Origin of the sequence: Dorea sp. OM07-5, from assembly GCF_003481355.1 — a bacterium.
Classification (GTDB): domain Bacteria; phylum Bacillota; class Clostridia; order Lachnospirales; family Lachnospiraceae; genus Dorea_D; species Dorea_D hominis.
Genome location: NZ_QUKZ01000018.1, coordinates 1 through 26,292 on the forward strand (window position 1 = coordinate 1; position 26,292 = coordinate 26,292).

General features: G+C 40.2%; 27 protein-coding genes and 1 pseudogene. 27 read left to right on the top strand and 1 reads right to left on the bottom strand.

Annotation, left to right across the window (positions count from 1 at the left end; genetic code table 11):
• Positions 1-233 precede the first annotated feature (233 nt).
• On the top strand, positions 234-980 hold the full coding sequence (locus tag DXC04_RS13370; RefSeq protein ID WP_147366244.1) for a hypothetical protein: 747 nt from the start codon (positions 234-236) through the stop codon (positions 978-980).
• A gap of 46 nt (positions 981-1,026) precedes the next feature.
• On the top strand, positions 1,027-1,239 hold the full coding sequence (locus DXC04_RS13375; protein WP_226977028.1) for a hypothetical protein: 213 nt from the start codon (positions 1,027-1,029) through the stop codon (positions 1,237-1,239).
• 256 nt (positions 1,240-1,495) lie between these two features.
• Here the strand turns inward: DXC04_RS13375 and DXC04_RS13380 are convergent, their stop codons facing one another.
• The gene (locus DXC04_RS13380; RefSeq protein WP_118661201.1) at positions 1,496-2,629 is read right to left on the bottom strand and encodes an ROK family transcriptional regulator; all 1,134 of its coding nucleotides are present in this window, start codon (positions 2,627-2,629) and stop codon (positions 1,496-1,498) included.
• A gap of 351 nt (positions 2,630-2,980) precedes the next feature.
• On the opposite strand from DXC04_RS13380, the gene DXC04_RS13385 reads away from it, so the two are divergent.
• The 25 genes and pseudogenes from DXC04_RS13385 to DXC04_RS13505 all read left to right on the top strand — a co-directional run bounded on the left by DXC04_RS13385 (position 2,981) and on the right by DXC04_RS13505 (position 26,269).
• The gene (locus DXC04_RS13385; RefSeq protein WP_118288047.1) at positions 2,981-4,597 is read left to right on the top strand and encodes a mannitol dehydrogenase family protein; all 1,617 of its coding nucleotides are present in this window, start codon (positions 2,981-2,983) and stop codon (positions 4,595-4,597) included.
• Between the two features lie 130 nt (positions 4,598-4,727).
• Complete coding sequence (locus DXC04_RS13390) at positions 4,728-6,086, top strand: GntP family permease (RefSeq protein WP_118661202.1); 1,359 nt, start codon at positions 4,728-4,730, stop codon at positions 6,084-6,086.
• Between the two features lie 10 nt (positions 6,087-6,096).
• Positions 6,097-7,329: a carbohydrate kinase family protein gene (locus tag DXC04_RS13395; protein WP_118661203.1), complete on the top strand. Its 1,233-nt coding sequence runs from the start codon at positions 6,097-6,099 to the stop codon at positions 7,327-7,329.
• The gene (locus DXC04_RS13400) at positions 7,326-7,718 is read left to right on the top strand and encodes a VOC family protein (RefSeq protein WP_118661226.1); all 393 of its coding nucleotides are present in this window, start codon (positions 7,326-7,328) and stop codon (positions 7,716-7,718) included. Before DXC04_RS13395 ends, DXC04_RS13400 begins: the two co-directional genes overlap by 4 nt.
• A gap of 257 nt (positions 7,719-7,975) precedes the next feature.
• Positions 7,976-8,164 (top strand): hypothetical protein, encoded by a 189-nt coding sequence (locus DXC04_RS13405; protein ID WP_118661204.1) that lies wholly within the window; start codon positions 7,976-7,978, stop codon positions 8,162-8,164.
• A gap of 19 nt (positions 8,165-8,183) precedes the next feature.
• A complete protein-coding gene (locus tag DXC04_RS13410) occupies positions 8,184-8,489 on the top strand; it encodes a recombinase family protein (protein WP_243112155.1) in 306 nt (101 codons plus the stop codon).
• Positions 8,490-8,625: 136 nt separating this feature from the next.
• Positions 8,626-8,850 carry a hypothetical protein gene (locus DXC04_RS15745; RefSeq protein WP_199692551.1) on the top strand — a complete coding sequence of 75 codons (225 nt, stop codon included), beginning with the start codon at positions 8,626-8,628 and terminating at the stop codon, positions 8,848-8,850.
• Positions 8,851-8,994 carry a hypothetical protein gene (locus tag DXC04_RS15610; protein ID WP_158580507.1) on the top strand — a complete coding sequence of 48 codons (144 nt, stop codon included), beginning with the start codon at positions 8,851-8,853 and terminating at the stop codon, positions 8,992-8,994.
• 562 nt (positions 8,995-9,556) lie between these two features.
• Positions 9,557-9,742, top strand: coding sequence for a hypothetical protein (locus tag DXC04_RS15455; RefSeq protein WP_147366245.1), 186 nt, complete (start codon positions 9,557-9,559; stop codon positions 9,740-9,742).
• Between the two features lie 89 nt (positions 9,743-9,831).
• Positions 9,832-10,016 (top strand): annotated as a pseudogene (locus DXC04_RS16230) (toxin HicA); the annotation flags it as partial.
• A complete protein-coding gene (locus DXC04_RS13425) occupies positions 10,000-10,362 on the top strand; it encodes a type II toxin-antitoxin system HicB family antitoxin (protein WP_118661205.1) in 363 nt (120 codons plus the stop codon). The pseudogene DXC04_RS16230 and the gene DXC04_RS13425, both read left to right, overlap by 17 nt.
• 169 nt (positions 10,363-10,531) lie before the next feature.
• Complete coding sequence (locus DXC04_RS13430) at positions 10,532-10,786, top strand: DUF2399 domain-containing protein (protein WP_158580509.1); 255 nt, start codon at positions 10,532-10,534, stop codon at positions 10,784-10,786.
• On the top strand, positions 10,783-11,256 hold the full coding sequence (locus tag DXC04_RS13435; protein ID WP_118661207.1) for a GNAT family N-acetyltransferase: 474 nt from the start codon (positions 10,783-10,785) through the stop codon (positions 11,254-11,256). Before DXC04_RS13430 ends, DXC04_RS13435 begins: the two co-directional genes overlap by 4 nt.
• A 52-nt stretch (positions 11,257-11,308) precedes the next feature.
• Entirely contained in the window at positions 11,309-11,707 is a 399-nt protein-coding gene (locus tag DXC04_RS13440; RefSeq protein ID WP_186855493.1) for a hypothetical protein, read from the top strand.
• A gap of 424 nt (positions 11,708-12,131) precedes the next feature.
• Entirely contained in the window at positions 12,132-13,490 is a 1,359-nt protein-coding gene (locus DXC04_RS13450; protein WP_118661208.1) for an MATE family efflux transporter, read from the top strand.
• The gene (locus DXC04_RS13455; protein ID WP_118661209.1) at positions 13,483-14,808 is read left to right on the top strand and encodes an MATE family efflux transporter; all 1,326 of its coding nucleotides are present in this window, start codon (positions 13,483-13,485) and stop codon (positions 14,806-14,808) included. The genes DXC04_RS13450 and DXC04_RS13455 overlap by 8 nt, the downstream gene beginning before the upstream one ends.
• A 477-nt stretch (positions 14,809-15,285) precedes the next feature.
• Positions 15,286-15,882 (top strand): recombinase family protein, encoded by a 597-nt coding sequence (locus DXC04_RS13465; RefSeq protein WP_243112156.1) that lies wholly within the window; start codon positions 15,286-15,288, stop codon positions 15,880-15,882.
• 59 nt (positions 15,883-15,941) lie between these two features.
• Positions 15,942-16,808 (top strand): endo alpha-1,4 polygalactosaminidase, encoded by an 867-nt coding sequence (locus tag DXC04_RS13470; protein WP_118661227.1) that lies wholly within the window; start codon positions 15,942-15,944, stop codon positions 16,806-16,808.
• A gap of 305 nt (positions 16,809-17,113) precedes the next feature.
• A complete protein-coding gene (locus DXC04_RS15615; RefSeq protein WP_158580511.1) occupies positions 17,114-17,314 on the top strand; it encodes a hypothetical protein in 201 nt (66 codons plus the stop codon).
• Between the two features lie 244 nt (positions 17,315-17,558).
• Complete coding sequence (locus tag DXC04_RS13475) at positions 17,559-18,899, top strand: TrkH family potassium uptake protein (RefSeq protein WP_118661210.1); 1,341 nt, start codon at positions 17,559-17,561, stop codon at positions 18,897-18,899.
• Between the two features lie 13 nt (positions 18,900-18,912).
• Positions 18,913-19,560, top strand: a complete 648-nt coding sequence (locus DXC04_RS13480) for a potassium channel family protein (RefSeq protein WP_118661211.1) — start codon at positions 18,913-18,915, stop codon at positions 19,558-19,560.
• A gap of 21 nt (positions 19,561-19,581) precedes the next feature.
• Positions 19,582-20,124: a LysR family transcriptional regulator gene (locus DXC04_RS13485; protein WP_118661212.1), complete on the top strand. Its 543-nt coding sequence runs from the start codon at positions 19,582-19,584 to the stop codon at positions 20,122-20,124.
• Positions 20,125-20,214: 90 nt separating this feature from the next.
• The gene (locus DXC04_RS13490) at positions 20,215-22,914 is read left to right on the top strand and encodes a sensor histidine kinase (RefSeq protein ID WP_118661213.1); all 2,700 of its coding nucleotides are present in this window, start codon (positions 20,215-20,217) and stop codon (positions 22,912-22,914) included.
• Complete coding sequence (locus DXC04_RS13495; RefSeq protein ID WP_118661214.1) at positions 22,907-23,608, top strand: response regulator; 702 nt, start codon at positions 22,907-22,909, stop codon at positions 23,606-23,608. The genes DXC04_RS13490 and DXC04_RS13495 overlap by 8 nt, the downstream gene beginning before the upstream one ends.
• Positions 23,609-24,646: 1,038 nt before the next feature.
• Complete coding sequence (locus DXC04_RS13505; protein ID WP_118661216.1) at positions 24,647-26,269, top strand: GH3 family domain-containing protein; 1,623 nt, start codon at positions 24,647-24,649, stop codon at positions 26,267-26,269.
• Positions 26,270-26,292 lie beyond the last annotated feature (23 nt).

Here is a 26,292-nt window from a genome sequence, read left to right on the forward strand (position 1 = left end):
GAAGTGAAAGAACTTCCCTTGGAAACTAAAACAACTGTCGAGACGGTTGTATTGATGTCAAAGGTGAACCCAGGCAAGTAAGAATAATGTGGTAAATTAAAGGCTTTTCAGAGAGCTATCGTTAGTGAGTACGATTAGCTGCTGGAAAGCCTTTCTTTTTATGTGAAGTAATGACTTTGTGAAAACTGGTCCATAATGCAGGGTTGACACTAGGGGATAGATAACAAGAGAAAATGAACCCTGGGGTTCACCCTATAACGATAGTAGAAATAAGAAAAACAGCGACCGGAGAGTTGGTATCCGGTCGCTGCAGGTTGATTAAAGCTCAGGCATTTCTGGAAGGACGATATGCAAAAGGAGAATCCGGACAAAATGCAGGTCCAGGAGGCGGAATGCCAGATGGAAATGGTCCGGATGGAAACGAAATGCTGGAATCTTATGAAAGTGATATCGCCTCTATCGAGGATGGTGACAAATACGGAAATAATATTGTAGACCTGTATAATCCAATCAACTATATTGGAGATGAAGATACAGAAAGCCCGACATGGACCAGAATTGTAATGGGTGCATCCGAAAGTGATATGTCGCTATTTGCGTCTATGAACATGCAGATTGCATGGCTTAACAGCAGAACAGATGTCAGACTGGAATGGCAGTGGGATGGTGGACATGTTCCGTCTGAAATTTTTGGGGAATCACTGACACTTTATGTTGATGAAATGTATGGACAATATGTGGAAGGAGCTGCGGAAGTAACAAAAGCAGCAGCGCAGACTCAGACAGAAAACGGAACTGCCACAGAAACAACAGGAACCAGTAAAGCAACTCCGGGGTTTGATGTTATGGATTATGGGCAGGAAACCTATGAATTTGGTTCTTCGACACAGGATGCGAGACACTTTGACAAGTATGTGTTGAAGGTACTGCAGGAAGATGCGGAAACCTTAAGTGAACTGTTTAATTCTGAAGAAAAATAACAGTAAACTTACGTCAGTATGAGTATAGGAAGGTTAAGAAGCAGATATGAAGATTATATCCAGTTATGACGTAGAATTGCGAAAACAGAATATCCCGATCCGCCAGACACTGGATATTTATCGTTCTGCGGTCAGCTGCCTGATTGAGATCTATGCCCAGACATGGGATGAACTGGCAGTGATCACGGAACCTAAAAAACGTTTCAATACCGACTTAAAAGAACTATTTTCAGAAATGGAACTCTTAAGAGCAGCATAAACACAGGCAGATATACAGCGGACTACCTGTGGTGTGGGAATCTGCCATATCTGGCATGGAAAAAGGCGCATGACTGCACATATCCTAAGTTACAGGCGTATCCGCCGATATTTAGCCTTGTCGCTTAAAGCGACCGAGGAGCATGTGACTTTAGCCATGTGATATCCACGGAGAGAATATCATTTTCAACTAACAATTCGGTAATGTTCATAAAGAACTGACGGTATACGAATAAGATTATGCAGCGTAATATTTATTATATTGAATGTATAAATTGATTTACATAGAACAATGCAGCCCCGATAGCAGGAGTGTATTGTCCATTTGTGCCAACAAAAATGTGCTCTTTGTTTAATGCGAATGGTGAGGAAACATTGATATGTTTAGTCAGGTAGGCAATGTCGTCCTCTAAAAAATATGGTGCCAGATAACCACTGATGATAATAGGCGCATCAATAATTAAATTAAGGTTTTTCATGGCAAAGGCCAGGTGATGGAGATAATCTTTCCAGATTTGTGTAAGCTGGGGAGATTTTTTTTCGCGTAAAAGAGAGAAAAAGTCTTTTATATTCATACCGGCAGCCTGTTCCAGAGCGTTGGCGGAACAGTAAGTTTCCAGACAGCCGCGGTTTTCGCAATAACAGAGCGGTCCATCTGGATTAATACAGATATGTTCGATCGTGCCGCTGTGCATAGAACTTCCCTGATGAATCTGGTGGTTTGTGATGATAGCGCCTCCGAGATTACGATTCAGTAGAAAGACAACGGCGCTGTCAAGTTCCGGGTGTTTCCATAATTCCAGAAAGGCAGCAGACTTTGAATCATGTTCCAAATAACATGGATAAGGCAGATAACGGGAAAAGTCCTCCAGTATCATGCCTGTATTGTTCATGATATTTCCATACAGCACAGTAGAGTGATCAGGGGAGGTGATTCCTTGTGTAGCGATGGAAACACCAAGTATCTTTTCTTCATCATACTGATTTGTGGCAATGAATTCTTTGATTTTATCGGTGACCTGCTTATAGTAATCCGGCGTGTTGGAATATGGAAATGGAATGGTATTGGTATAGAGTGCATTTCCGTACAGGTCAACGGCAGTGATATGGAACATATTCTTTAAAATACCAATGCCAATGGAAATTCTGAAGTCAGATACAATCTGAATCGCATTTGCTTTTCTTCCGCCGGTGGATTCGAAATATCCATTTTTTTCTATTAAGCCATCCTGCTCTAACAGGTTCAGATTCTGGCTTACGGTGGACAATCCCATCTGTAAATCCTGAACGATCTGGCGCTTGGATGTTGTTTTTTTTCTGTAGATGTATTGATAAACTTTTGATCTGTTTATTTTTTTTACGCTGATATTGGTTAAACCTTTTTCACTCATAAGATTCTCCTGATTCTGTTATTGTAGCTGTTTTATAAATTATATATTTGATATAGTCTGGCAGAGCGCAAAAACTTGCCAGATTTTCTGGATTATATTATTTCCTGAATTGTTATAGATAGAGTTAAGTTCTAACTTTATGTATATTGTAGTATATAGAAAGTGAAAATGCAATAACGATAATAAGAACAGTAATGGTCAATATAACTGGTAAAAATACACAAAATAAGATTGAAAAAATTATACTTTTTGTCAATAGACTTTTAGATAGGGAGGATATATACTCGACTTACAGTTAAGATATAAACGTAAGTTTAAAACATAACAAAAAGAAAACAAGGAGGATATATCATGAAATTATCACTGAATGGAATCAAAGAACAGGAAGCATGGGAAAAGGCCGGAATCACTCTGCCAGGTTATGATGTAGAGGCTGTTTCTGAGAAAGCGAAGAAAGAACCTGGTTGGGTACATTTCGGAATCGGAAATATTTTCCGTGTATTTATCGGTGGTATTGCTGACGGCCTTCTGGAAGAGGGCGTGCTTAACCGTGGCATTACATGTATAGAGACTTTTGATTATGATGTAGTAGACAAGATTTATGATCCATATGACAACCTGGGATTAAGCGTAATCCTGCATGGTGATGGAACACGTGAATACAAAGTAATAGGAGCTCTTGCAGAAGCAGTAAAAGCACAGTCTTCAGACCCGGCACACTGGAATCGGCTGAAAGAAATCTTTACCAGCAAATCCCTGCAGATGGTTTCCTTTACAATCACAGAGAAAGGTTACGCATTACAAAAAGCTGACGGGACATGGTTTCCGTTTGTAGAAGCTGATATCAAAAATGGTCCGGATAAAGCAACAGGTGCAATGGCAGTTCTGGTTGCGATGCTTTATGAAAGATATAAAGCAGGCAGATATCCAATTGCTCTGGTTTCCATGGATAACTGCTCACAGAATGGTGCGAAACTTCGTGAATCTGTACTGACTATGACAGAAGAGTGGAAGAAAGTCGGATTCGTAGATGAAGGATTCGTAAATTATGTAAGTGATGAGAAAATTGTTGCGTTCCCATGGACGATGATCGATAAGATCACACCTCGTCCAAGCGAGCAGATCGCAGCGGACCTTGAGAATCTTGGCGTTGAGAATATGCAGCCGGTTATCACAAGTAAGAAAACATATATTGCACCATTTGTTAATGCAGAGAAACCGCAGTATCTCGTAATTGAAGATAACTTCCCGAACGGCCGTCCGGCTCTGGAGAAAGGTTTCGGTGTATATATGGCTGACAGAAATACGGTTAACCTTTCTGAGCGTATGAAAGTAACAGTATGTCTGAACCCTGTACATTCTGCAACAGGTCCGCTGGGTGTGGTTCTTGGATATGATCTGTTTGCGCATATGCTGAACACAAACGAAGATATGATGAAGATGGCGCGTATGATTGCTTATGATGAAGGTCTTCCGGTAGTCGCAAACCCGGGAATCCTTTCTCCGCAGGCATTTGTGGATGAACTTTTTAATGAGCGTTTCCCGAATGAGTATTTGGGAGATACAAACCTTCGTCTGGCCGTAGATGTATCTCAGATGGTTGGTATCCGATTCGGTGAGACAATTAAAGCATATGTAGCGAAATTCGGAGACGCCTCCAGACTGACAGCTATTCCTTTGGGAATCGCAGGATGGCTTAGATATATGCTTGGTGTGGATGATGAAGGAAATAAATTTGAACTTGCACCAGACCCAATGAACGAGGAACTTCAGGAACAGTTTAAGGATATCGTAGTAGGAAAAACGGAGACATTCAAAGATCAGCTCAAACCGATCCTTTCCAATGAGCGTCTGTTCTTCACTGACCTTTACAAAGATGGAGTTGGTGAAAAGATTGAAGAAATGTTCCGCGAAATGCTCGCAGGACCTGGGGCTGTAAGAGCAACAATACATAAATATGTTGGCTAATTGCAGGTATAGTGATAATGAAAAAATCGGCGTCTTACAAAATTATGTAAGTATGCCGAGGACTCGAAGTGATTGAGAAACTTTTGAATATAAAATGTAATAGAAGTAGAGGTTCAGGAGGAAAAAGAAAATGACAGAAGCGGTATTTGTGGCGGAGCCATCAAGGCTGTTGATTGCGGCAGCAGTCGGAATAGTATTATTATTGCTGCTTATTATCAAATTTAAAATTCACCCGGTATTATCCCTGTTGATTTCAGCTTTGTTTATTGGGCTCGGAGCCGGAATGCCAGTTCCAACTCTGGTCAGCACAGTAGAAAAGGGTGCCGGTGAAACACTGCAGGGAATCGTGTTACTGATTGGTCTGGGTTCTTTGTTGGGCGGAATTCTGGAAGTATCGGGTGGTGCGCAGTGTGTTGCACAGACACTGGTAAATAAATTCAGCGAAAAGAAGGCAGGAATCGCACTTGGAATCACAGGACTGGTAGTTGGCACTACGGTATTTTTTGAGGCAGGCGTTGTGATTTTGATTCCGCTGGCATTTGGGCTTGCAAAGAAAACAAAGAAATCTACCTTATGTTATGTAATTCCGTTGCTGGCAGGTCTTGCAACAGGCTTTGCATTTATCCCGCCATCAGCCGGGTCTGTACTTGTTGCAAATATGCTGAATGTTGACCTGGGAGTTATGATCGCAGTAGGTGTACCTGTAGGAATCCTTTCCCTGCTCTTTGCCGGAATTTTGTGGTCAAATTTTATCGGCAGTCGTATTAGCACAGGACTTCCATCAAATATTCAGGAAGTCAGGGTGGAAGAGGAGGCAAATCTTCCGGCATTTTCTACAGTATTATGTATCATTCTTGTTCCGCTGGTTTTGATCCTTCTGAGTACCATTTCCACTTATGTTCCGGGAATTGATGCAGTACGTCCGGTATTGGAATTCCTCGGAACACCTTTTGTAGCCTTGATTATTGCAGTATTATTTGCAATGTATTTTCTTGGAAAAAGACAGGGATATGATGGAGAACAGTTAAAGAAGATCATGGACCGTTCACTTCGTCCTACAGGTCAGATTCTTCTGGTTATCACTGGAGGAGGAATTATCCGCTGGATTTTACAGGATTGCGGCATGGGCGATATCATTGGACCTGCACTTGAGAAAAGTGGACTTCCACTGATACTTGTAGCTTTTCTGATTGCGGCCTTGATTCGTGCCTCTGTAGGTGCGGCGGTAGTAGCTATGACGATGGCAGCGGGAATTATGGCGGCTATGCCGGGAGTTGCAGGATTATCTCCGGTTTATCTGGCGGCTATGGTCTGTGCGATTAACGGCGGTGCTACGGCATTCAGCCATGTCAATGATTCTGGCTTCTGGCTGGTAAGTTCTCTGCTGGAGATAGATGAAAAGACAACATTGAAATCATGGACAATGATGGAAACGATTATAGGACTTACAGGTCTGATCTGTGCAATTGTGATCAGCCTGTTTGCTTAGGGGGAGACAGATGATTGCAAAAGTAGTTTTGGGAACAATGAAGAATGCAAGAAAGCTGGTAAGCATTGTGGAAGCAATTCCATATGATGCGGAATTATGCGCTGGACGTTATGTGGTAAATGCAAAATCTATGCTTGGTGTTTTGAGTATGCCGGATTTTGAAACGGGCGAACTTCATGTTCATACAGATAATGCTAAGGAATGTGAAGAGATTCTGTTTAAACTGTTAGAGGCAGGACTTCTGATGGATACGAACGATGCAGTTTGTCGGTCAATCTATGACATCACAACTTTTGGGGAGATTCTGATTGATTTTACATCTCAGGGAAAAAATGAGGATGGACAGATGCTGTATGCGAGAAACCCGGGAGGAGCACCGGCAAATGTAGCGGTGGCGGCAGGAAGACTGGGAGCACATACTGCATTTATCGGAAAAGCCGGAAATGATATGCAAGGGAAATTTCTGCGCTCTGTATTAGAGAAAGAAAATGTTGATATAAAAGGCATGCTTATGGATGATAAGTATTTTACGACACTGGCGTTTGTGGAAGTGAGTGAAAGCGGTGAGCGTACATTTGCTTTTGCAAGAAAACCGGGAGCAGATACAAAGATTCAGAAAGAGGAGTTGGATATTGATATTCTGGATCAGACGTATATTTTCCATGTGGGTTCGCTGTCACTTACAGAACAGCCAGCGAGAGATACCACATTCTATGCGGTAAAAAGAGCAAAGAATAAGGGAAGCATTATTTCCTATGATCCAAATTACAGGGCATCTCTGTGGGAAAATGAAGAAACAGCGATAGAGAATATGAGAAGTCTGATTCCATATGTCGATATCATGAAAATCTCTGATGAAGAAATAGAACTTTTGACAGGATATCAGAATATGATGGAAGCAGTTGAGGAATTGTATCGTCAGGGTGTAAAAATCATAGCTGTTACTCTTGGTGGAAATGGAGCTTATATTTACAATAAAGAAGGCGGATGCATGGTTCCGGGATTTACGGTAGAGCATGTGACTGATACCAATGGAGCTGGTGATTCGTTCTGGGGTGGCTTCCTATATAAGATCAGTCAGTCGGATAAACAATTAGATGAACTGACTCAGAGCGAACTAGCAGAGTATGCCCTGTTTGGAAATGCAGTGGCGAGTCTTTGCGTGGAGAAAAAAGGGGCAATCCCGGCTATGCCGAAGCTTTCACAGGTAGAAGAGAGATTGGAGGATTCAAAATGGAAATGAAGTTAAAAGAACAGTTGAATGGAATTCAGCATGTTGGAATTCCAACAAATGATATTGAAAAAACCATTCGTTTTTATGAGACACTGGGATTTGAGGTTGCCTTCCAGACAGTAAATGAAGGGGCAGACGAGAAGGTAGCTTTCTTAAAATTGAATACACTTGTAATCGAGACATATGAGAATAAGGCTGCTAAAATGGAAGACGGTGCGATTGACCATATTGCAATCGATGTAAAAGATATTGAGAAAGTGTATGAAATGATCAGTGAGGCTGGTTTAAATACAACGAAAGATACCGTACATTTCCTGCCTTTCTGGGAAAACGGAGTTAAATTCTTTACGATTGAAGGACCAAATAAGGAAAAAGTGGAATTTAGTCAGTATTTATAATAGTAAAACAAGTTATGCAGAAAGGCGTGAGTCATAGAAATGTGGCTTGCGTCTTTTTTGTCTGGAAAGGAAGTGGGGTAGAATGGCACAAGTCTTTCGTGTAGAACAAAACAGGAATAATTTTATTCTTATCAAGTTTTTAAATAGATAGTATAGTAAATGTAGGAAAATTACGAAATGGAGATTTGAAACGTAAACAGACTATGATAAAAATATTAATTATAGATGGTTTTTCCATAGTAAAAAATTTGAGGAGTATGAAAGTCAGGACATCGGTTACAGTTATGAAGGCAAGTCTGGATATGCTTGAAAGAGAAGGAATTCACAGCAAATATCTGGATTTAAAGGAAGGTGATGAGGTCGTGGAATGCGACCTCATTATTATAGAGGAATCTCTCCTCATCAGAACACCCCATGTATCCCGGAGTGGAATCTCTTTCCGGTAACGTGAAAATGGGATTACGGATGAAAATGAAACGTGGAGAACTGGTAGGCTTTAATGGTTGTTTTGGTTATGATTATCATCAGGATACAAAGACAATTACTGTAAATGAAACAGAAGCAGAAACAGTCCGACTCATATATGATATGTATTTGCAGGGAATTGGCAGTGGTACGATTGCCAAAAGACTGGTAGAACTCGGGATTAAAAATAAGCGTGGCACGGTGGAATGGCATGATCATGGAGTTATGGGAATGATTAAAAATGAGAAGTATAAAGGTGATGTGCTTCTTGGAAAGACATTTCCACTATTGAATCAAAAAAAGTAGGTTAACAGATCTGCTGATTGATGGTAAAATAGAACAGGAAGATTATGATGAAAAGAAACTGAGTTTTCAGCGGAAACTTCATCAGATTACGGATCTGGAAGAGAATATCGGACAGCAGAAGAATATAAGAAAGCGCATGTCACAGCTTCGACAGACACTGGAAAATGAAAATGCCCTGGATGAATTTGACAGAATCGTGTTTGAGAGCATTGTAGAAAAGGTAATTGTTGGTGGGTATGATGCAGAAGGTAATCCAACACCATATAAACTGACATTTGTACTTAAGTGCAATCAGACATTAAAGGTAGATAATGCGAAAGCAGACTACAGAGCAAATCAGAAAGGGAAAAAGGTGTCATAAATGGAGCAGAATAAGGCAGAGCGATTGAATGAAAATGTAACTGAAAAAATGTGCTCATCAGACGGTAACGTGGTTGGGAAAATGTGTTCCCCAGCCGATACCGATACATGTGGAGACGGTCTGTTCGCTGTCAAGAAAAGATAAATAAGAGCTGAAAAGTGGCGTATTTCCGGGCTTTTTGCGAGGTTAGTATCATCAGAGAAGCCTTGCGGAAAGCTCGGTTTTCTTGTATGGAAACATATCTACTTTTTAGTCTGACTGGAGAAAAAGTGGATGGTCGAAAAAATGTGGTAGGGTTTAGGCTGTGGATTAGATGTCATAGGTTGTGGCACTGAAATTGTTATCAGAGCCGACCGCAGTTTAAGCCACTCGATTCTATGAGGCAGACTTGGCAGTGGAATAGATAACAGGAGGAAGAAGATTTTTGTCTTGTAGATTCAGAAGAAAGAATACCTTTTGAAGAAACAGATATAGATTATAAACAGTTAAAATTAAATATGAATCAGGGAATTAAGGGCATTTAGGGCAAAATAAGCAAAAAGAAATGTTACCAGAGCAGGAGAAATAACAAAGCTAGCTGCCAGAGTACATAAAATTTTGCTTTTTTTACACTGACTGCCCTTTTTTATGTATCAACATTTTAGCTGATACAGATATAAGTTTTTTCCGAATTTGGGACAAAGTCAAAAATAAAAGTCAAGAAAGTATGAGGTATGATTATGAGAATATGGAAATGCTTGTACCGTTTGTAAAAGAATCGGTAGGAGAAAGTAATCTGCCGGACAGAACACTAACAATGGAGAAAACGGATGGAGAGATCGCAGAAGATAATCTGGACTGGGAGAAAGAAACTGATATGGATGCAGCACTGGATTTTGCAGACAGTTTTTAGATGGTTATGAAATAGAAGTAAAATGAAATATTTTGGAATGAACAATAGAATATTGACACCATATATGACACCATATATAATGTAAATGGGAGGTATTGGAAAGCTACGGATACGAAATGAATGCACCAAGAAGTGGAAGCAGTCATTCACTTTCAGAAAGCAATGGTGTATGCCAATTACAATACCAAAGCATGAACCAATCAAGAAAGTATATGTAGAAATGGTAAGGCAGATTGTAGAAAGCGAGGCGAAGAATGATGAAGATGCTGAATGATTATATGGCAATGTCCTATCGTATGGAAATTGTGGAAGACAAGGATGAAGGCGGATTTGTAGTTTCTTATCCGGATTTGCCTGGTTGCATTACTTGTGGTGAGACAGTGGAGAGTGCGGTAGCAAATGCACTGGATGCAAAAAAAGCATGGATTGAAGCTGCATTAGAGAATGGTGTAGAGATTCATGAGCCAGACAGTCTGGAAAACTATTCTGGACAGTTTAAATTGAGAATTCCGAGAAGCCTGCACAGATCACTGGCAGAACATTCTCAGAGAGAAGGTATCAGTATGAATCAGTATTGTGTGTATCTTCTTTCCAGAAATGATGCAGTGTTCTCAAAATAAATGTTGTCAAACTTATTCTTTGAGCTTGCCAAGTTTGAATAGCTTGAAAAATTGCAGAAAAAGCCCATGAATAAAGGCTTTGTGGGCAGTTGAAAAGACCAAATGGAGTGCAAATGGAGTTGAAAAAATTTTTTCTCTTGTTTATATTCCAGATTCACCTGCAAATTTCGTGAAATCAGTAGATCTGGATCCGGAAGGTATACTGATTGCACAGAAGCTATCACGGTATTATAAAGGAGAATTTCATTACTGGTATATGGAAACGGAAGATTATGAGAAGTGTAAGTCAGAGGAAGGTATATCGCCGAAGCGGATGAGGATATTGGAGCGGATTACAGATGATAGATTGAAACCGGTGGTGGAAAGAATTAAAGCGTATGAGACTGCCAGGTATCAGGAGATGTTGATGGAGGAGAGAAAATGATGATCAGAGACGCAAAAGAAAAAGATATTCCGAGAATTTTAAAGTTATTAGAACAGGTACTGCAAATTCATGCAGATATAAGACCTGATATTTTTATCCCAGGTACAACAAAATATACGATAGACGAATTGAGAGAGCTTTTAAAAAATGAAGAAAAGCCAATATATGTTGCGGTGGATGAAGCCGATGTTTGTGTAGGGTATGCATTTTGCCAATTACAGGAGCAGCCTGTTTCAAATAATATGGTGCCGTTTAAGTCGTTCTATATCGATGATTTATGTGTTGATCAAGAAGTGCGGGGGCAGCATATTGGTGAAAGGCTGTTTGAATATGTAAAAAACGAAGCAAAGCAACGGGGGTGCTATGAAGTGACATTGAATGTATGGACAGGAAATACTTCAGCAGAGAGATTTTATGAGAGAATGGGAATGCGAACGAAAAAAAGAGAAATGGAATACACGGATCTGTAAAACGATAGCTTGAAACATTAGATTGTGAAATGAAGGCAAGGGGAAATGAAATATGACAACAAATCATCTGATTTTAGATTTTTCACATGTATATTGTGACGAGAAGATTCCAAAGAATGATAAAGTGCATTGGATGGACTGTTCTGATATTACGGAATGTGATTTATATTGTTCCAAACGTGCAGAAGAAATCAGAGCGAGAATTGCGCCCTATGGCATTCATGGAATTCATTTTTGGGATTCTGGAAATTATCACTATGTAACAGGCATCATGACGACATTGATTAAACAGAAAATTTCTTTGATTTTGCTTGACCATCATACAGATATGCAAAAACCGATGATTGAGCAAATGACAAGCTGTGGTGACTGGGCAGGAAAAGTATTAAAAACAAATCCATGGTTAGTAAGAAGTCGAAATAAGCCTGTATCAGACAATTTTAGGCATTAACCAGAGAGATATCGGTAGAGAAAACAGAAGTTTAAAAATGCAGAAACTCAAGAATTATTGATGCTTGACAGTCTACTTCAAGTTTGTTATAATATTTAGAGTAAAATTTTGGTGGACTTTTCCGGATTCGGTCATCTTTTTGCCACACAGCTATCTTGTGATAGTTGTGTGGCTTTTTTTGTTGTCCGTATCTCGGAAGTGTTAGCAGAATGGCGGACTATATCTGTATGGAAAATATTTTTTTGTCTCTTATCAAGACGCGCCATAGTGTACGGGCTTAGCGTCGGGGCGATTGCATTGGGGTATCCGGCTCAGGAAGCCGGTCAGCCCGCAGCACGCAAACAAAACGATATTGTTCGGATGTAATGTTCCGCTGTCCGGCGCATTTTTTTGCACCGGACAATTTGTGGAGAGGAGGGAAAGTATGCAGACCAATAATAAAATGGCGGTTGCTCCTGTTGGAAGGCTCATTTGGCAAATGTCGATGCCGCCGCTAATCTCCATGTTCCTGCAATATTCCTATAATATGATAGACAGTGCGTTTATAGCGCGGTTGAGTGAGAATGCACTAACAGCTGTCTCTCTGTCATTCCCGATTACAACACTGATGAATGCGGCGTCTATCTGGATCGGTGTCGGCGTGAATGTACTGATTGCAGGGTATCTTGGGGAGAAAAAGCAGGATGAGGCAAATACCACCGTCACACATGGATTGTTACTGGCCTTTGGAATTGGTGCTTTGTTCAATTTTCTGTCATTATTGATTATGAAATCCTACTTTGGGGCATTCACCAATAATGAAGAAATTTATCAGCTGAGTATTGCCTATATGAGCGTATGTTCGTTCATGCAAATTCCCAATATGGTGCATATCGCAATCCAGAAGATGATACAGGCTACCGGGAACATGGTTGCTCCCATGTGGTTCCAGATTGCAGGAGTGGTCGTTAATTTTATATTCGACCCACTTCTAATTTTTGGTATTGGTGTTTTTCCGGCTATGGGAATCCGTGGTGCTGCAGTGGCTACTGTTGCGGGCTATTTGTTATCCATGATTTTGGCATTTGCCTTGCTGCTGGGCAAGAAGCAGAAAGTGCAGATCAAGATCAAAGGATTTCATTTGCAAAAGTGGCTGATTGGTCGTATTTTCGCTCTTGGACTACCGTCTTTCATTATGAATGCCCTTAGTTCTTTTATGGTGACTTTTGTAAACTTTTTTCTGGTCGCCTATTCCAATACGGCAATCGCTTTCTTCGGTGCGTATTTTAAGGTACAGCAGTTGATCGTTATGACGGTGAACGGCTTGATCCAGGGCTGTTTGCCTATTATGCGGTTTAACTACGGTGCGAGCAACAGAGAGAGGCTGCACTCCGCCTTCCGACACGGAACCGCTTTGGTCTCCGGTATGATGATACTGGGAACATTGACCATAATTCTCTTTCCGGCGCAGCTTTTGGGATTCTTTACGGCGTCGGAAGCCATGCGCTCCTTTGGAATATCCGCAATGCGGATTATGTCGGTCAGTTACCTATTCTGCGGATGGTCTACCATGATCTCCACCTATCTCCAGGCCACAGAACAGGTCATTCCAAGTATGCTGATCCAGCTGCTGCGGCAGTTTCTGCTGCTCATTCCATTCATGCGGGGCCTGGAAAAACTCCTGAAGATAACAGGAATCTGGCTGTCCTTCCCTGTGACAGAAACGGCAACATTCGTTCTGGCGTTTCTGATCTTTCGAGCAGGCAGAAAAAAAGAAACACTGGAGGCAATCACGAATGAATGAAACTTTTATGAAAGAAAAGCCGGTACTGCCGCTGATGCTGTCTATGGCACTACCCATGGTGCTTTCCATGATGGTCAATTCCCTATACAACATTATCGACAGCTTTTTCGTCTCGCAGATCAGCGAGGAAGCTATGACGGCATTATCCCTGGTTTACCCGGTTCAAAATGTCATCAATGCTGTCGGAATTGGATTTGGCATTGGAATAAACGCAGTCATCGCCTTCTATCTGGGTGCTGGAGATAACAGGGAAGCGGATCGGGCTGCTACGCAGGGGCTTGTGCTTGCCGTGATTCATGGCGTTGTCATGACAGTCTGCTGTATCGCAATGATGCCAGCTTTTTTAGGAATGTTCACTTCATCCGAGACAGTGATTGAACTTGGCGTTCGCTATTGTGTTGTTGCATTCGCTTTTACATTGGTTATCATTGTTGGTGTAACATTCGAGAAAATATTCCAGGCAGTAGGAAACATGAAAACAACCATGATAAGCCTGATGTGTGGGTGCATCACAAACATTGTCTTCGACCCCATTCTGATTTTTGGCTATGGCCCATTCCCGGCAATGGGAATCGAAGGTGCTGCGCTGGCAACCGGCATCGGGCAAGCTCTGACGCTGGCGATTTATCTGGTTGTTTATTTTGTGCGGCCAATCCGCGTACATATTCGCAGACAGCACATTCTGCCCGGAAAAGGAATGGTATGGAAGCTATATTCAATCGGCATTCCTGCCACCTTGAATCTTGCGCTTCCGTCTCTTTTGATTTCGGCGCTCAATGCTATTTTAGCAGCATATTCTGAAGTGTATATTTTGGTCTTGGGAATCTATTACAAATTACAGACTTTCATCTATCTGCCGGCGAATGGCGTTGTACAGGGAATGCGCCCCCTGATCGGCTATAACTACGGCGCAGGCGAGAACAAAAGGGTCAGTCAGATTTATAAGATCGTCTTGTGCATGAGCGGTATCATTATGGTACTTGGAACAGTGATATGCCTTCTGATCCCCAGCCAGCTTATGGGACTGTTTACCCACACAGAAGCAACGATTCAAGCCGGGAAAACGGCCCTGCGTATCATCGGTGCTGGGTTTATCGTTTCTGCGGTTTCCGTTACATCTTCCGGCGCATTGGAGGGACTTGGAAAAGGCACACCTTCATTATTGATTTCCCTTTGTCGGTATGTAGTGCTTATCATTCCGGTTGCACTTTTACTCAGCAGGCTTTTCGGAGCAGTTGGTGTCTGGAATGCGTTTTGGATCACGGAAGCGATTACCGCGATCCTATCCCTTTTCATTTACCTCAAGGCAATCGCATAACCCACAATGGCGGCCGAAAGACATGAACATCGTCTTGCTCCACTACGCCGGATAATCTGCAGCTTTTCTAAAGCGAACGGCTATTATATTATGGTATAATGGAGATAGCGGCAAATTCAATTTGTTGAGCACATGAAAATTTCAGTTGGCAGAATTCAAAATTTAATATGAAAGGCGAGATAGAGCGTATGGAAATAAACTATACGCTTTATTTTTTTGCCTTTTTTGAAAAAGTAATTAAAAAAACTATTGACATTTTGTTACTGGAAAAGCAACATTATCTGTTGTTGATAAACATGGCAAACATTATATTGTTAGTCGTATATACGGAGAACAGAGTAATGTGGAGATTGGTGGACGTAGTGGATTCATCTTCAATACAAAGCATGGACGTCCGATTATGCCAGCGGGAGTGAACAGCTTTCTGAAAAAAATAAGCGTGGCACAGTGGAGTGGCATGACCATGGAGTTATGGGAATGATTAAAAATGAGAAGTATAAAGGTGATGTGCTTCTTGGAAAGACATTTACAGTTGATCCGATTTCAAAGAGAAGACTTGCTAATATGGGAGAGGAAAATCAATATTATATTCGGGATCACCATGAAGCAATCGTATCAAGAGAAATCTGGGATAAAGCAGAAGAGATTCGATTGAAGCGTGCCAAACCAAAGCTGATGCAGACAACTGGAAACAGAGAGCGTTATACAAGACGGTTCACATTCAGCAGTATGCTTGAATGTGGGTATTGTGGTCATAAATTATCCAGAAGGACAAGACATCAGACGACTACAACGAAAAAACCTGTCTGGCAGTGTATGAATGCTACAAAAAACGGGATTGATAATTGTCCGAACTGCAAGGCGGTAGATGAAGTGATTATTGAAAACGCTTTTCTGGAAGCATTCCGGCTTCTGACTGATAATTTTGATGATGTTCTCCAATCGGTGCTGAATACGATTGAGGATATTTTAAAGGATGATACCGAACTGAAAAGGGTAAAACAGCTGGAAAAAGACATTTCCACTATTGAATCGAAAAAAAGCAGGTTAACAGATCTGCTGATTGATGGTTAAATAAACAGAAAGGAAAGGATAGTACAATGCGTAGGAAAATATTGATATTTCTATTGACAATGATCCTGGTTCTTAACGCAGTACCACAGGGCACACAATTGTTCGCTACAACCGAAGCCTCAACAAGCACAGTGATAACTAAAGTACCGGTAACTGCAAGGAATAAGCAACATTCAAATATTAATAAAAAGAAAAAAGAATATGGTGTCTTCTTGAGCATAGATGCATCAGAAATGAAAAAACTCTATGATTACAAAGAAGTGGTCATAGATGCTCAATATTTTTCAAAGAGAGACATTCAAACCTTGCATAAAAAAGGCGTTAAGGTTAATACGTATTTGAATGTCGGCTCTATTGAGAACTTTAGAAAGTATTACAAGGATTATGAGCATCTTGCGATAGGTGATTATGAAAACTGGGATGAAGAGAAATGGATCGATGTTTCTAGCCTAGAATGGCAGAAGTTTATAAAAGGATTATCTGGAAAGTTATTAAAAAAAGGCGTGGATGGGTTCTTTATAGATAATTGCGATGTTTATTGCTATGCAAAAACAAAGAAAAATTTTGTTGGTCTTGTTAAAATATTAAGAAATATCAAGTCACTTAAAAAAGAAGTTATTATTAATGGTGGCGATGTTTTCGTAAAAAAATATAAAAGTCAATACGGAACTATGAAGAGCATTATGACAGCTGTTAATCAGGAGTCTGTCTGGAGTAGGATTCTATTTAACAAAAACACATTCGGTAAGCAACCGAAGGATGTACATAAATATTTCTCAAATTATGTAAAGTTATGCAAAAAAGATGGAATGAGAGTGTATCTGTTAGAATATACGAAGGATAAAAAATTAATATCTAAGATTAAAAAGTATTGTAATAACAATAAATTTAAGTACTATATTTCAGATTCAATAGAGCTAGACTAATACAGTGTGTCATGCATATATATAAAAGCATAAGTGCGAATTATGTTTTCATAGAGAAACGATTGTTTCAAGTCGGCAATGCTCTTATGAGATGGCATATTTCGGCCAAAAGTATCTTTTTTTTGCGTACAAAATTAGAATTCCTCCGAGAAAAAATCTCGCGAATCGCCAGATCGTCCCGTATATCGGGAAAATCTCGGAACATATGGAAATATTTTAAGGTGGCTTAATAAGCAATTTTCGAGACTGTTTTTGCATTCTCTTATCTTGGATATATTCAGTATTGGAACGTATCGACGACTTCGATGCATGTTCTCGTGATTGTTGCGGCAATGATTCTGGGAGCGAGGGGAAGCATTCCGGTTGTGTGCGTATTTGTGGGATCCTCCATGTGGATAGGAACGTATGCGACGGTAGATCTCGACAAGCTGTTCTCTCCGATCGTCAGTGGGATGCCGCTTAGCTCGCTGTCACTTGCGGTAGCGAGAATAATTTTGGCTCTATAAACTTTTTAGGGGTTTTGTAAAAATCAGCTTTAACGAAGTTTGTGGTGTTTATGAAAAAAGAAAGACGATAATCATTTTACACACATTGAATTGATTATCGTCTTTTTAATTGGAATCAAAGAGTAACTTTTGCTCATCTTTATACAATCTTAATTTCAAAACAAACTTACTTACGCCCATTTAATACAAATAAAGATAGAATAAAGCAATATAAAAAAGAAATTAAGATTATGGGGATATAGTTATGCAACAGACAAACAGATCAAGACATCGACATATAACATCATTTCAAGTGATTAGTTTAGGGTTTTTATCCGTGATTCTCTTAGGCAGTCTGCTTTTGGTGCTGCCGATTGCTACAAAAAGCGGTCAGTGTACCTCCTTTTTGGATGCTTTGTTTACCGCAACTTCTGCGGTTTGTGTGACGGGACTGGTTGTTCATGATACGGCAACCTACTGGTCTTTATTTGGCCAAGGAGTTATTTTACTGCTGATTCAAATCGGAGGTATGGGAATTATTACGATTGCTATTGCGATTGCTGTTGTTTCCGGACGCAAAATCGGGTTGATGCAGCGAAGTACCATGCAAGAGGCAATTTCGGCTCCAACGGTGGGTGGTATTGTGCGGAGAACGCAATTTATTATTCGGACTACTATTCTTATCGAAATCATTGGTGCGGTTCTTTTAGCCCCTGTTTTTTGCAGGGACTTTGGGTTTTGGAAAGGAATATGGTATTCACTGTTCCATTCTATTTCTGCTTTTTGCAATGCAGGATTTGATCTAATCGGTATAAGAGCCCCTTTTTCCTCGTTGACCTCTTATTCTGTACAGCCGATTGTAAATCTTGTAATTATGATGCTGATTATTGCAGGAGGTATTGGATTTCTTACCTGGGAGGATATAAAGAATCATAAATGGCATTTTAAAAAATACCGGATGCAAAGCAAGGTGATTTTTATGGTAACAGGAATATTGATATTCTTACCGGCTCTTTACTTTTTTTATTTTGAGTTTTCAAATGTGCCTCTTACAGAAAGAGTATGGGTTTCTTTGTTTCAATCCGTTACGCCGAGAACAGCAGGATTCAATACGGCAGATTTGACTTTACTCAGTGAAGTTGGGCAAATGCTTATCATTATGCTGATGCTCATCGGTGGCTCGCCTGGTTCCACTGCAGGTGGTATGAAAACGACAACTCTTGCAGTTCTCGTTTCATCGGCATTATCTGTATTTAGAAAAAAGGAACACACCCATTTTTTCGGCAGACAAATTCCGGATGGCACTATCAGAAATGCAGCTACGATTTTTTTAATGTATATCGTTTTATTCCTTGTCGGAGGAATGGTAATTTGCAGAACAGAAGATATTCCACTTATGACCGCTTTGTTTGAGACGGCGTCGGCAATTGGGACGGTAGGGTTATCGCTGGGAATAACTCCTGACCTGGGGGGTTTTTCCCATATAATCTTGATTTGCCTGATGTTTTTTGGCAGAGTGGGAGGATTGACCTTGATTTTTGCCACCGTTTCTGAAAAAAAGCCTAACGGTTCAAAATATCCTCAGGAAAAAATTACAGTAGGTTAAGGAGAATAAAAAAATGAAATCAATATTACTTATCGGTCTGGGAAGATTCGGACGGCATATTGCTATAAAATTAGATGAATTACATCATCAGGTGATGGCGGTAGATAAAAAAGATACTCGAGTTGATGCTGTACTTCCCTTTGTAACTAACGCTCAGATTGGGGATGCGACTAATGAGGATTTTTTAAGTTCGCTTGGTGTTGGGAACTTTGATGTTTGTATTGTGGCTATCGGAGATGACTTTCAGAATTCATTGGAAGTAACGTCCCTTTTGAAGGAACTCGGTGCAAGAATGGTGGTGTCTCGTGCCGCTCGTGATGTTCATGCAAAATTTCTTTTACGAAACGGCGCAGATGAAATTGTTTATCCCGAAAGGCAGGTTGCCGATATGGTTGCGATCCGTTATAGTGCTGATCATATTTTCGATTACATAGAACTAGATGAAGAACATGCAATCTTTGAAGTATCTATACCGGGAGAATGGATAGGAAAAACAATCGGTCAGTTGGATATACGAAAAAAATATAACATCAATATTATGGCGCTGAAAACAAATGATATTATGAATTTGAAAATAAGTTCCGATACGCAGTTGTTAAAGGACAGTACCATGCTTGTTCTTGGGGAGACGAAACATATTCAAAAATGTTTTCATATTTAATTTTTGAAAGAAGTTGGTGATATGAAAGACTTTGTTTTACTTATAGTGGTATTGGTAGCATTTATTTATGGTTATTTTCTTATGGAAAAGCTGGATAAATTTTTCAAGGAAAATCAATCTCAAAAACTTATTTCAGATTCTAAGCTCAGGATTGGATTTGAAACACCTGCAATCATAGATTCTATTGCAGATCCATTAGAACAATTTTCAAGCGAATACCCAAACTATGAGCTGAACCTGTTCTACGGTTCTGTAAGTGAAATAATAAATGGGCTGGAAAATAATAAACTTGATTTTGGATTTATCATAGAAAATTCCAACGATATTTTGAAAGATGAGTATTGTTCCTTATCCTTTCAAATAAAGCAAAGTGGCATTACTCCAGGCTCTATAGACATTGCGGTACATCTCATCAACACGATTGAGAAACCAGCGAGAGTGATATGGCAAAATGACATTAATTGTATGAAGGGTCTATTTGTCGAAAAATTGCGTGATTTTTTGGAGCGTTTTCTGCTTTCGGCTACACGCCCGAATGGAAAAAAAGAAGAAAAGGTGGTATAATCTTTATGCGATTTTAATGTCAGTGCTAAAATGCTTTTCTGAAATTTACGTATTATTCTATATAATGTTTTTGTACAAGGAGATGACCGTATGAGTGAAAGCAGACACAATCCGGATCAGATATTAAAGGAAATCCAAGCTGATGAAGAAAAACGTAATAAAGGACATTTGAAAATCTTTTTCGGATATGCAGCTGGTGTGGGTAAAACCTACGCCATGTTAGAAGCAGCTCATATGGAAAAACAGCAGGGAATTGACGTGGTAGTCGGTTATGTAGAACCCCACGCACGTCCCAAAACAGCAGCTCTTTTGAATGGCTTAGAAGTTCTTCCTACAAGAGAAGTTTTTTATAATGGTATGATACTGGACGAATTCGACATTGGCATGGCGTTGAAAAGAAAACCACAGCTTATCCTTGTAGATGAACTTGCGCATACGAATGCCGAAGGATGCCGTCATGCAAAACGGTATCAGGACATTAAGGAACTTTTGAATGCAGGGATTGATGTCTATACGACTGTCAATGTTCAGCATATTGAAAGCCTTTGTGATACAGTTGCATCCATTACGGAAATTGTTGTGCGGGAACGCATCCCGGATTCTATTTTTGATAATGCAGATCAGGTTGAATTAATAGATATTGAACCACAGGATTTAATCAACCGTTTGAATACAGGAAATGTATACGGACAGACACAGGCAAAACAGGCAGTAGAAAATTTTTTTACAATAGAAAATTTGACAGCTCTCCGGGAGATTTCACTGCGGCGATGTGCGGACCGGGTGAATATCCTCACAGAAAATACCCGCATAAAAAATCATGGAGATTATCACACAGGCGAACATATTCTTGTATGTCTATCTTCTTCTCCATCCAATGCGAAAATTATCCGTACAGCCGCAAAAATGGCTTCTGTTTTTAAAGGGGAGTTTACGGCTCTGTTTGTAGAAACCCCAGATTTTTCGGTGATGAGCGAGGAAAATGTAAAACGCCTGCGTTCAAATATTCGTCTTGCTGAGCAGCTTGGGGCAAAAATAGAAATAGTTTACGGAGAAGATGTTCCGTTTCAGATTGCGGAATTTGCTCGTTTGTCCGGTGTGTCAAAGATTGTGATCGGACGTAGTTCTGCTACAAAACGGCATTTGTTCAGCAAACCGACCCTGACAGAAAAATTGATTGATTATGCCCCTAACCTGGATGTGCATATTATTCCGGATACGGTTTCTAATGCGGCAGTGTATCAGTTAAGAGGGGGCAGGAAAAAGAACCATATCGTATTCTCTGTCACTGATACATTAAAATCTACTGCGATTCTGATTTTATCCGGTTTAGTCGGAATGATTTTCCAGAAATTTGGATTTGACAAAGCAAATATCATTACTGTTTTTGTTTTAGGTGTTCTTGTCACCGCTGTCATCACGAAACATCAGATATACAGCCTAATTTTCTCGATTGTAAGTGTTTTGGTCTTTAATTTCCTGTTTACGGAACCTCAATTTACCTTGCAGGCGTATGATCAGGGTTATCCTGTTACCTTTATTATCATGTTTTTGGCGGCATTTTTAACCGGTTCTCTTGCTATACGGATTAAAAACCAAGCAAAACAGGCGGCACAATCTGCTTACCGTACCAAAGTGTTATTTGATACAAACCAGCTATTGCAACAGGCAAAAGATCAAAATGAAATTGTATCTGCAACTTCAAATCAGCTCATTAAACTCTTGGGAAAAGATATCGTTTTTTATTTAGCTGATGGAGAAGTGTTGGATACGCCGCATATTTTTTCTGTAACTGAAGAAAATTTGGAATCGTGTATTTCCGAAAATGAAAAGGCCGTTGCCGGCTGGGTATTGAAAAACAATAAACGTGCCGGAGCTACAACAGGAACGCTTTCCAATGCAAAATGCCTGTACCATGCTGTTCGCAGCAGCAGTATGGTATATGGAGTTATTGGAATCGTGATGGGAGAAATACCTCTTGATCCATTTGAAAACAGTATTCTACTATCCATTCTCGGAGAATGTGCCCTGGCTTTGGAAAATGAGAAAAATGCCCGTGAGAAACAGGAGGCGGCCATTCTTGCAAAAAATGAACAGTTGCGAGCGAACCTGCTGCGTGCTATTTCACATGATTTGAGGACACCGCTGACATCCATTTCCGGTAATGCCAGCAATCTTTTGTCCAACGGCGATTCCTTTGATAATGATACAAAAAAGCAGCTGTACATGGATATATATGATGATTCCATGTGGCTGATTAACCTTGTAGAAAACTTGCTGGCTGTAACCCGGATTGAAGAAGGACGGTTGAATCTCCGTATAACGGAAGATTTGATGGATGACGTGATCACAGAAGCGTTACATCATATTAACCGAAAGAGTGAAGAACATCATATTTCCGTTGAAAGCAAAGAAGAATTTCTTCTTGCAAAAATGGATGCAAGGCTTATTGTTCAGGTAATCATCAATATTGTTGATAATGCTATCAAATACACACCTAAAAACTCTCATATTGTTATTCGGACAGAAAAGCGGGGAAAACAAGCAATCGTATCTATATCGGATGACGGAAACGGAATTGCTGACGAAATAAAGCCACGGATATTCGACATGTTCTATAGCGGTGCAAATCAAATTGCAGACAGCCGCCGAAGTTTAGGACTCGGATTATCTTTGTGCAAGTCCATTATTAACGCCCACGGCGGAGAACTTACTGTTTCAGATAATCTGCCGCACGGAACAGTATTTACATTTACATTACCGGCAGGGGAGGTCAAAGTATATGAATAAGTTACTAATATTAGTTGTAGAAGATGACACATCTGTCAGAAATTTAATTACAACAACCTTAAAAGCACACGAATACCGATATCTGACGGCACCCGATGGTCAATCGGCAATTTTAGAAACATCTTCACACAATCCTGACATTGTTTTACTTGATTTAGGACTTCCTGATATAGATGGTGTTGAGATTATTAAAAAAATCCGTACTTGGTCAAACATGCCAATTATCGTAATCAGTGCTCGCAGTGAAGATACCGATAAAATTGATGCGTTGGATGCTGGCGCAGATGATTATTTAACAAAGCCATTTTCTGTTGAGGAACTGCTTGCCAGACTACGAGTCACGCAAAGAAGGTTATCGATGATGCAAAAAGTATCCCCTGCCGAAGCGGTTGTTTTTGTAAACGGAAAACTTCGTGTAGATTATGCTGCAGGTTGTGCTTATTTGAATGAAGAAGAGTTGCATTTAACACCTATTGAATATAAGTTGCTTTGCCTGTTGACAAGAAATATAGGAAAAGTTCTGACCCATACTTTCCTTACGCAAAGCATTTGGGGAAGTAGCTGGGATAATGATATTGCTTCCCTTCGTGTGTTTATGGCAACACTTCGTAAAAAAATCGAGAAAGAACCGAACTCTCCACAATATATCCAAACACACATTGGCGTGGGGTATCGGATGCTGAAAGTTGATTAAACTTCACAACACCATAGTTAAAGTTGAAATATAAGCTAATAGGTAAAATTTAATAGAATAACACGTAAAAAAGCACTGAAATCGTTTGCTGATCACGATTTATAGTGCTTTTTCTTTGACTACAATGGAAAATACAACGAATTTAAGTTTCGCGCAGTTTTGCATTTGCAGATCGCCCTTTCCTTTTATATGATGTGTATTTGCAGGGAATTGGCAGTGGTACGATTGCCAAAAGGCTGGTAGAACTTGGGATTAAGAATAAGCGTGGCACGGTGGAATGGCATGATCATGGAGTTATGCATTATGCATAGCATATGTATAGGAAATAAAATCTCCTTTGTACATCAAAACCAAATTATTCTTGCTATTTATAGTGACTTTTATTATAATTAAAAGTGCGTGATTATGCGTCTGTATATTATTGTGCACAAAATTCGGAGAATGGACATGCAGCAGATTATTTTAGGCAGTGCAGGATTTCTTCTGTACTTTATTTACGATATAAATAGTGTTAGAAAACAGAACAGACATTTACAAAAATTTTTTGCAGTGGGCACTATTCTGGTTGTTTTGTCACTGTTCATGGAACTTTGGCTTGCATGGGGACAGTGCAGTCACAGGATTGGAAGAATGATTGGATTCGGAATTGGAGCGATGTGCTTTTTGGCACTTCTCATATACACCTTGTTTTTCGCCCTTCCTTTTGAGGAAACCTATTGTGAAGAAAACAGGTTACGGGCTGCATACACAGAAGGGGTGTATGGATTGTGTCGGCATCCAGGTGTTTTGTGGTTTGCAGGTGCATATCTTTGTATGTGGGGAATGTTTGGCGGATGGAAACAGGGAATCTATTTTTTACTTATGATTTTTTGGAATTATCTGTATATCATTTTTCAGGATCTGTGGACTTTTCCGCAGACGTTTTTTAATTATAGGGAATATCAGAAACATACACCTTTTTTAATACCAAATAAAGAAAGCATACAGGCATGTTTCTATAGTGTCAGAAAACAATGATCGATCTGGAGCGGACAGACTATGAATTTAGAAGAAAAATTAAAGAAACAACAGTATAAAGAAATCTGGCAGCAGTACTGTGGATTTCTTGATTTGTCCATGGATGGATATATGAAAATTCAACGGCGATTGATGGAGGAGCAGATCCGGTTATGGAGTAACTGTGGTCTGGGACAGTCTATTTTGAAGGGAAAGCATCCGAGCAATCTGGATGAATTTCGAAAAATGGTACCATTGACAACCTATGAAGACTATGCAGATGTGCTGCTTACCAAACAGCCGTATATGCTTCCGGGCAATCCGGTTATCTGGATCCAGACGACCTGGGAGGGTGGAAAGCATCCCATTAAGGTGGCGCCCTATACCAGAAGCATGCTGGATACCTATCGCAACAACGTGACAGCATGTCTGATTCTTTCTACCAGTAAAGAAAAGGGCTCTTTTGATGTGGCAGCTACAGACAAATTTTTGTATGCCCTGGCACCGTTGCCTTTTGCAACCGGACTTTTTCCGCTGGCATTGGGTGAGGAGATCGGTATTGAATTTTTACCGGCAGTTGATGAAGCAGTAAATATGAGCTTCAGCGAAAGAAATAAACTGGGATTTAAGATGGCCATGCAGAAGGATCTTGGTTTTTTCTTTGGCCTTGGAAGTGTGGCTTATGCAGTGAGTCTGAGTCTTTCTTCTTTGACCAGTGGCGGAGGTGGCGGCATTAAACTGTCAAGCCTTATGAAATGCAAGCCTCATATGATCTTACGTATGATCCAGGCAAAGCGCCGGTGTAAGAGAGAAAACAGAACATTTCTCCCAAAGGATCTGTTTCATCTAAAAGGATTTATGGTGGCAGGTACGGATAACCTGTGTTATAAAGATGATCTGGAAGAACTTTGGGGCATTCGTCCCATGGAATTGTTCGCCGGTACGGAGCCTTCCATTATGGGTACAGAGACATGGACAAGAAAGGGAATGTATTTCTTCCCGGATACTGCGTTCTATGAGTTTATCACAGAGAAGGATATGATGAGGAATTATGACGATCCTTCTTATATTCCGCCTACCTATCTGATGGATGAGGTGAGACCTGGTGAAAAGTATGAGCTGGTATTTACGATTCTGAAGGGCGGTGCGTTTGCCCGCTATCGTTGTGGAGATATGTATCGCTGTGTGGGATTGGAAAACCGGGAAGATGAGACCAGGATTCCCCGTTTTGAATATGTGGACCGGGTACCCTGGATCATTGATATCGCAGGATTTACCAGAATTTCGGAAAATGGAATTCGAAGTGTAATCAGCCTTTCCAAACTTCCGATCACCAACTGGGTGGCAACGAAAGAATACAATGAACAGAATCGACCGTATCTTCACATGTATGTGGAACTGGAACAGGAGGCACTTCTTAGCAATGCCATGAGTGCCAATATTTTAAAGGATTTACTGAGTACATATTTCAAATATATTGATCAGGATTATCGGGATCTGAAAAAGATTCTGGGTATGGATCCGTTACAGGTGACAATTTTCACCTGTGGAACCTTTGAAGCCTATGAGAAAAAGACAGGCAAAAAGATACATCAGATGAATCCTTCTCATTACGATATGAAGGAATTACTGGATGTGCAGGAATATCTAAATAAAGTAAGATAACTGTGCAGGCATGGAACAGTTAT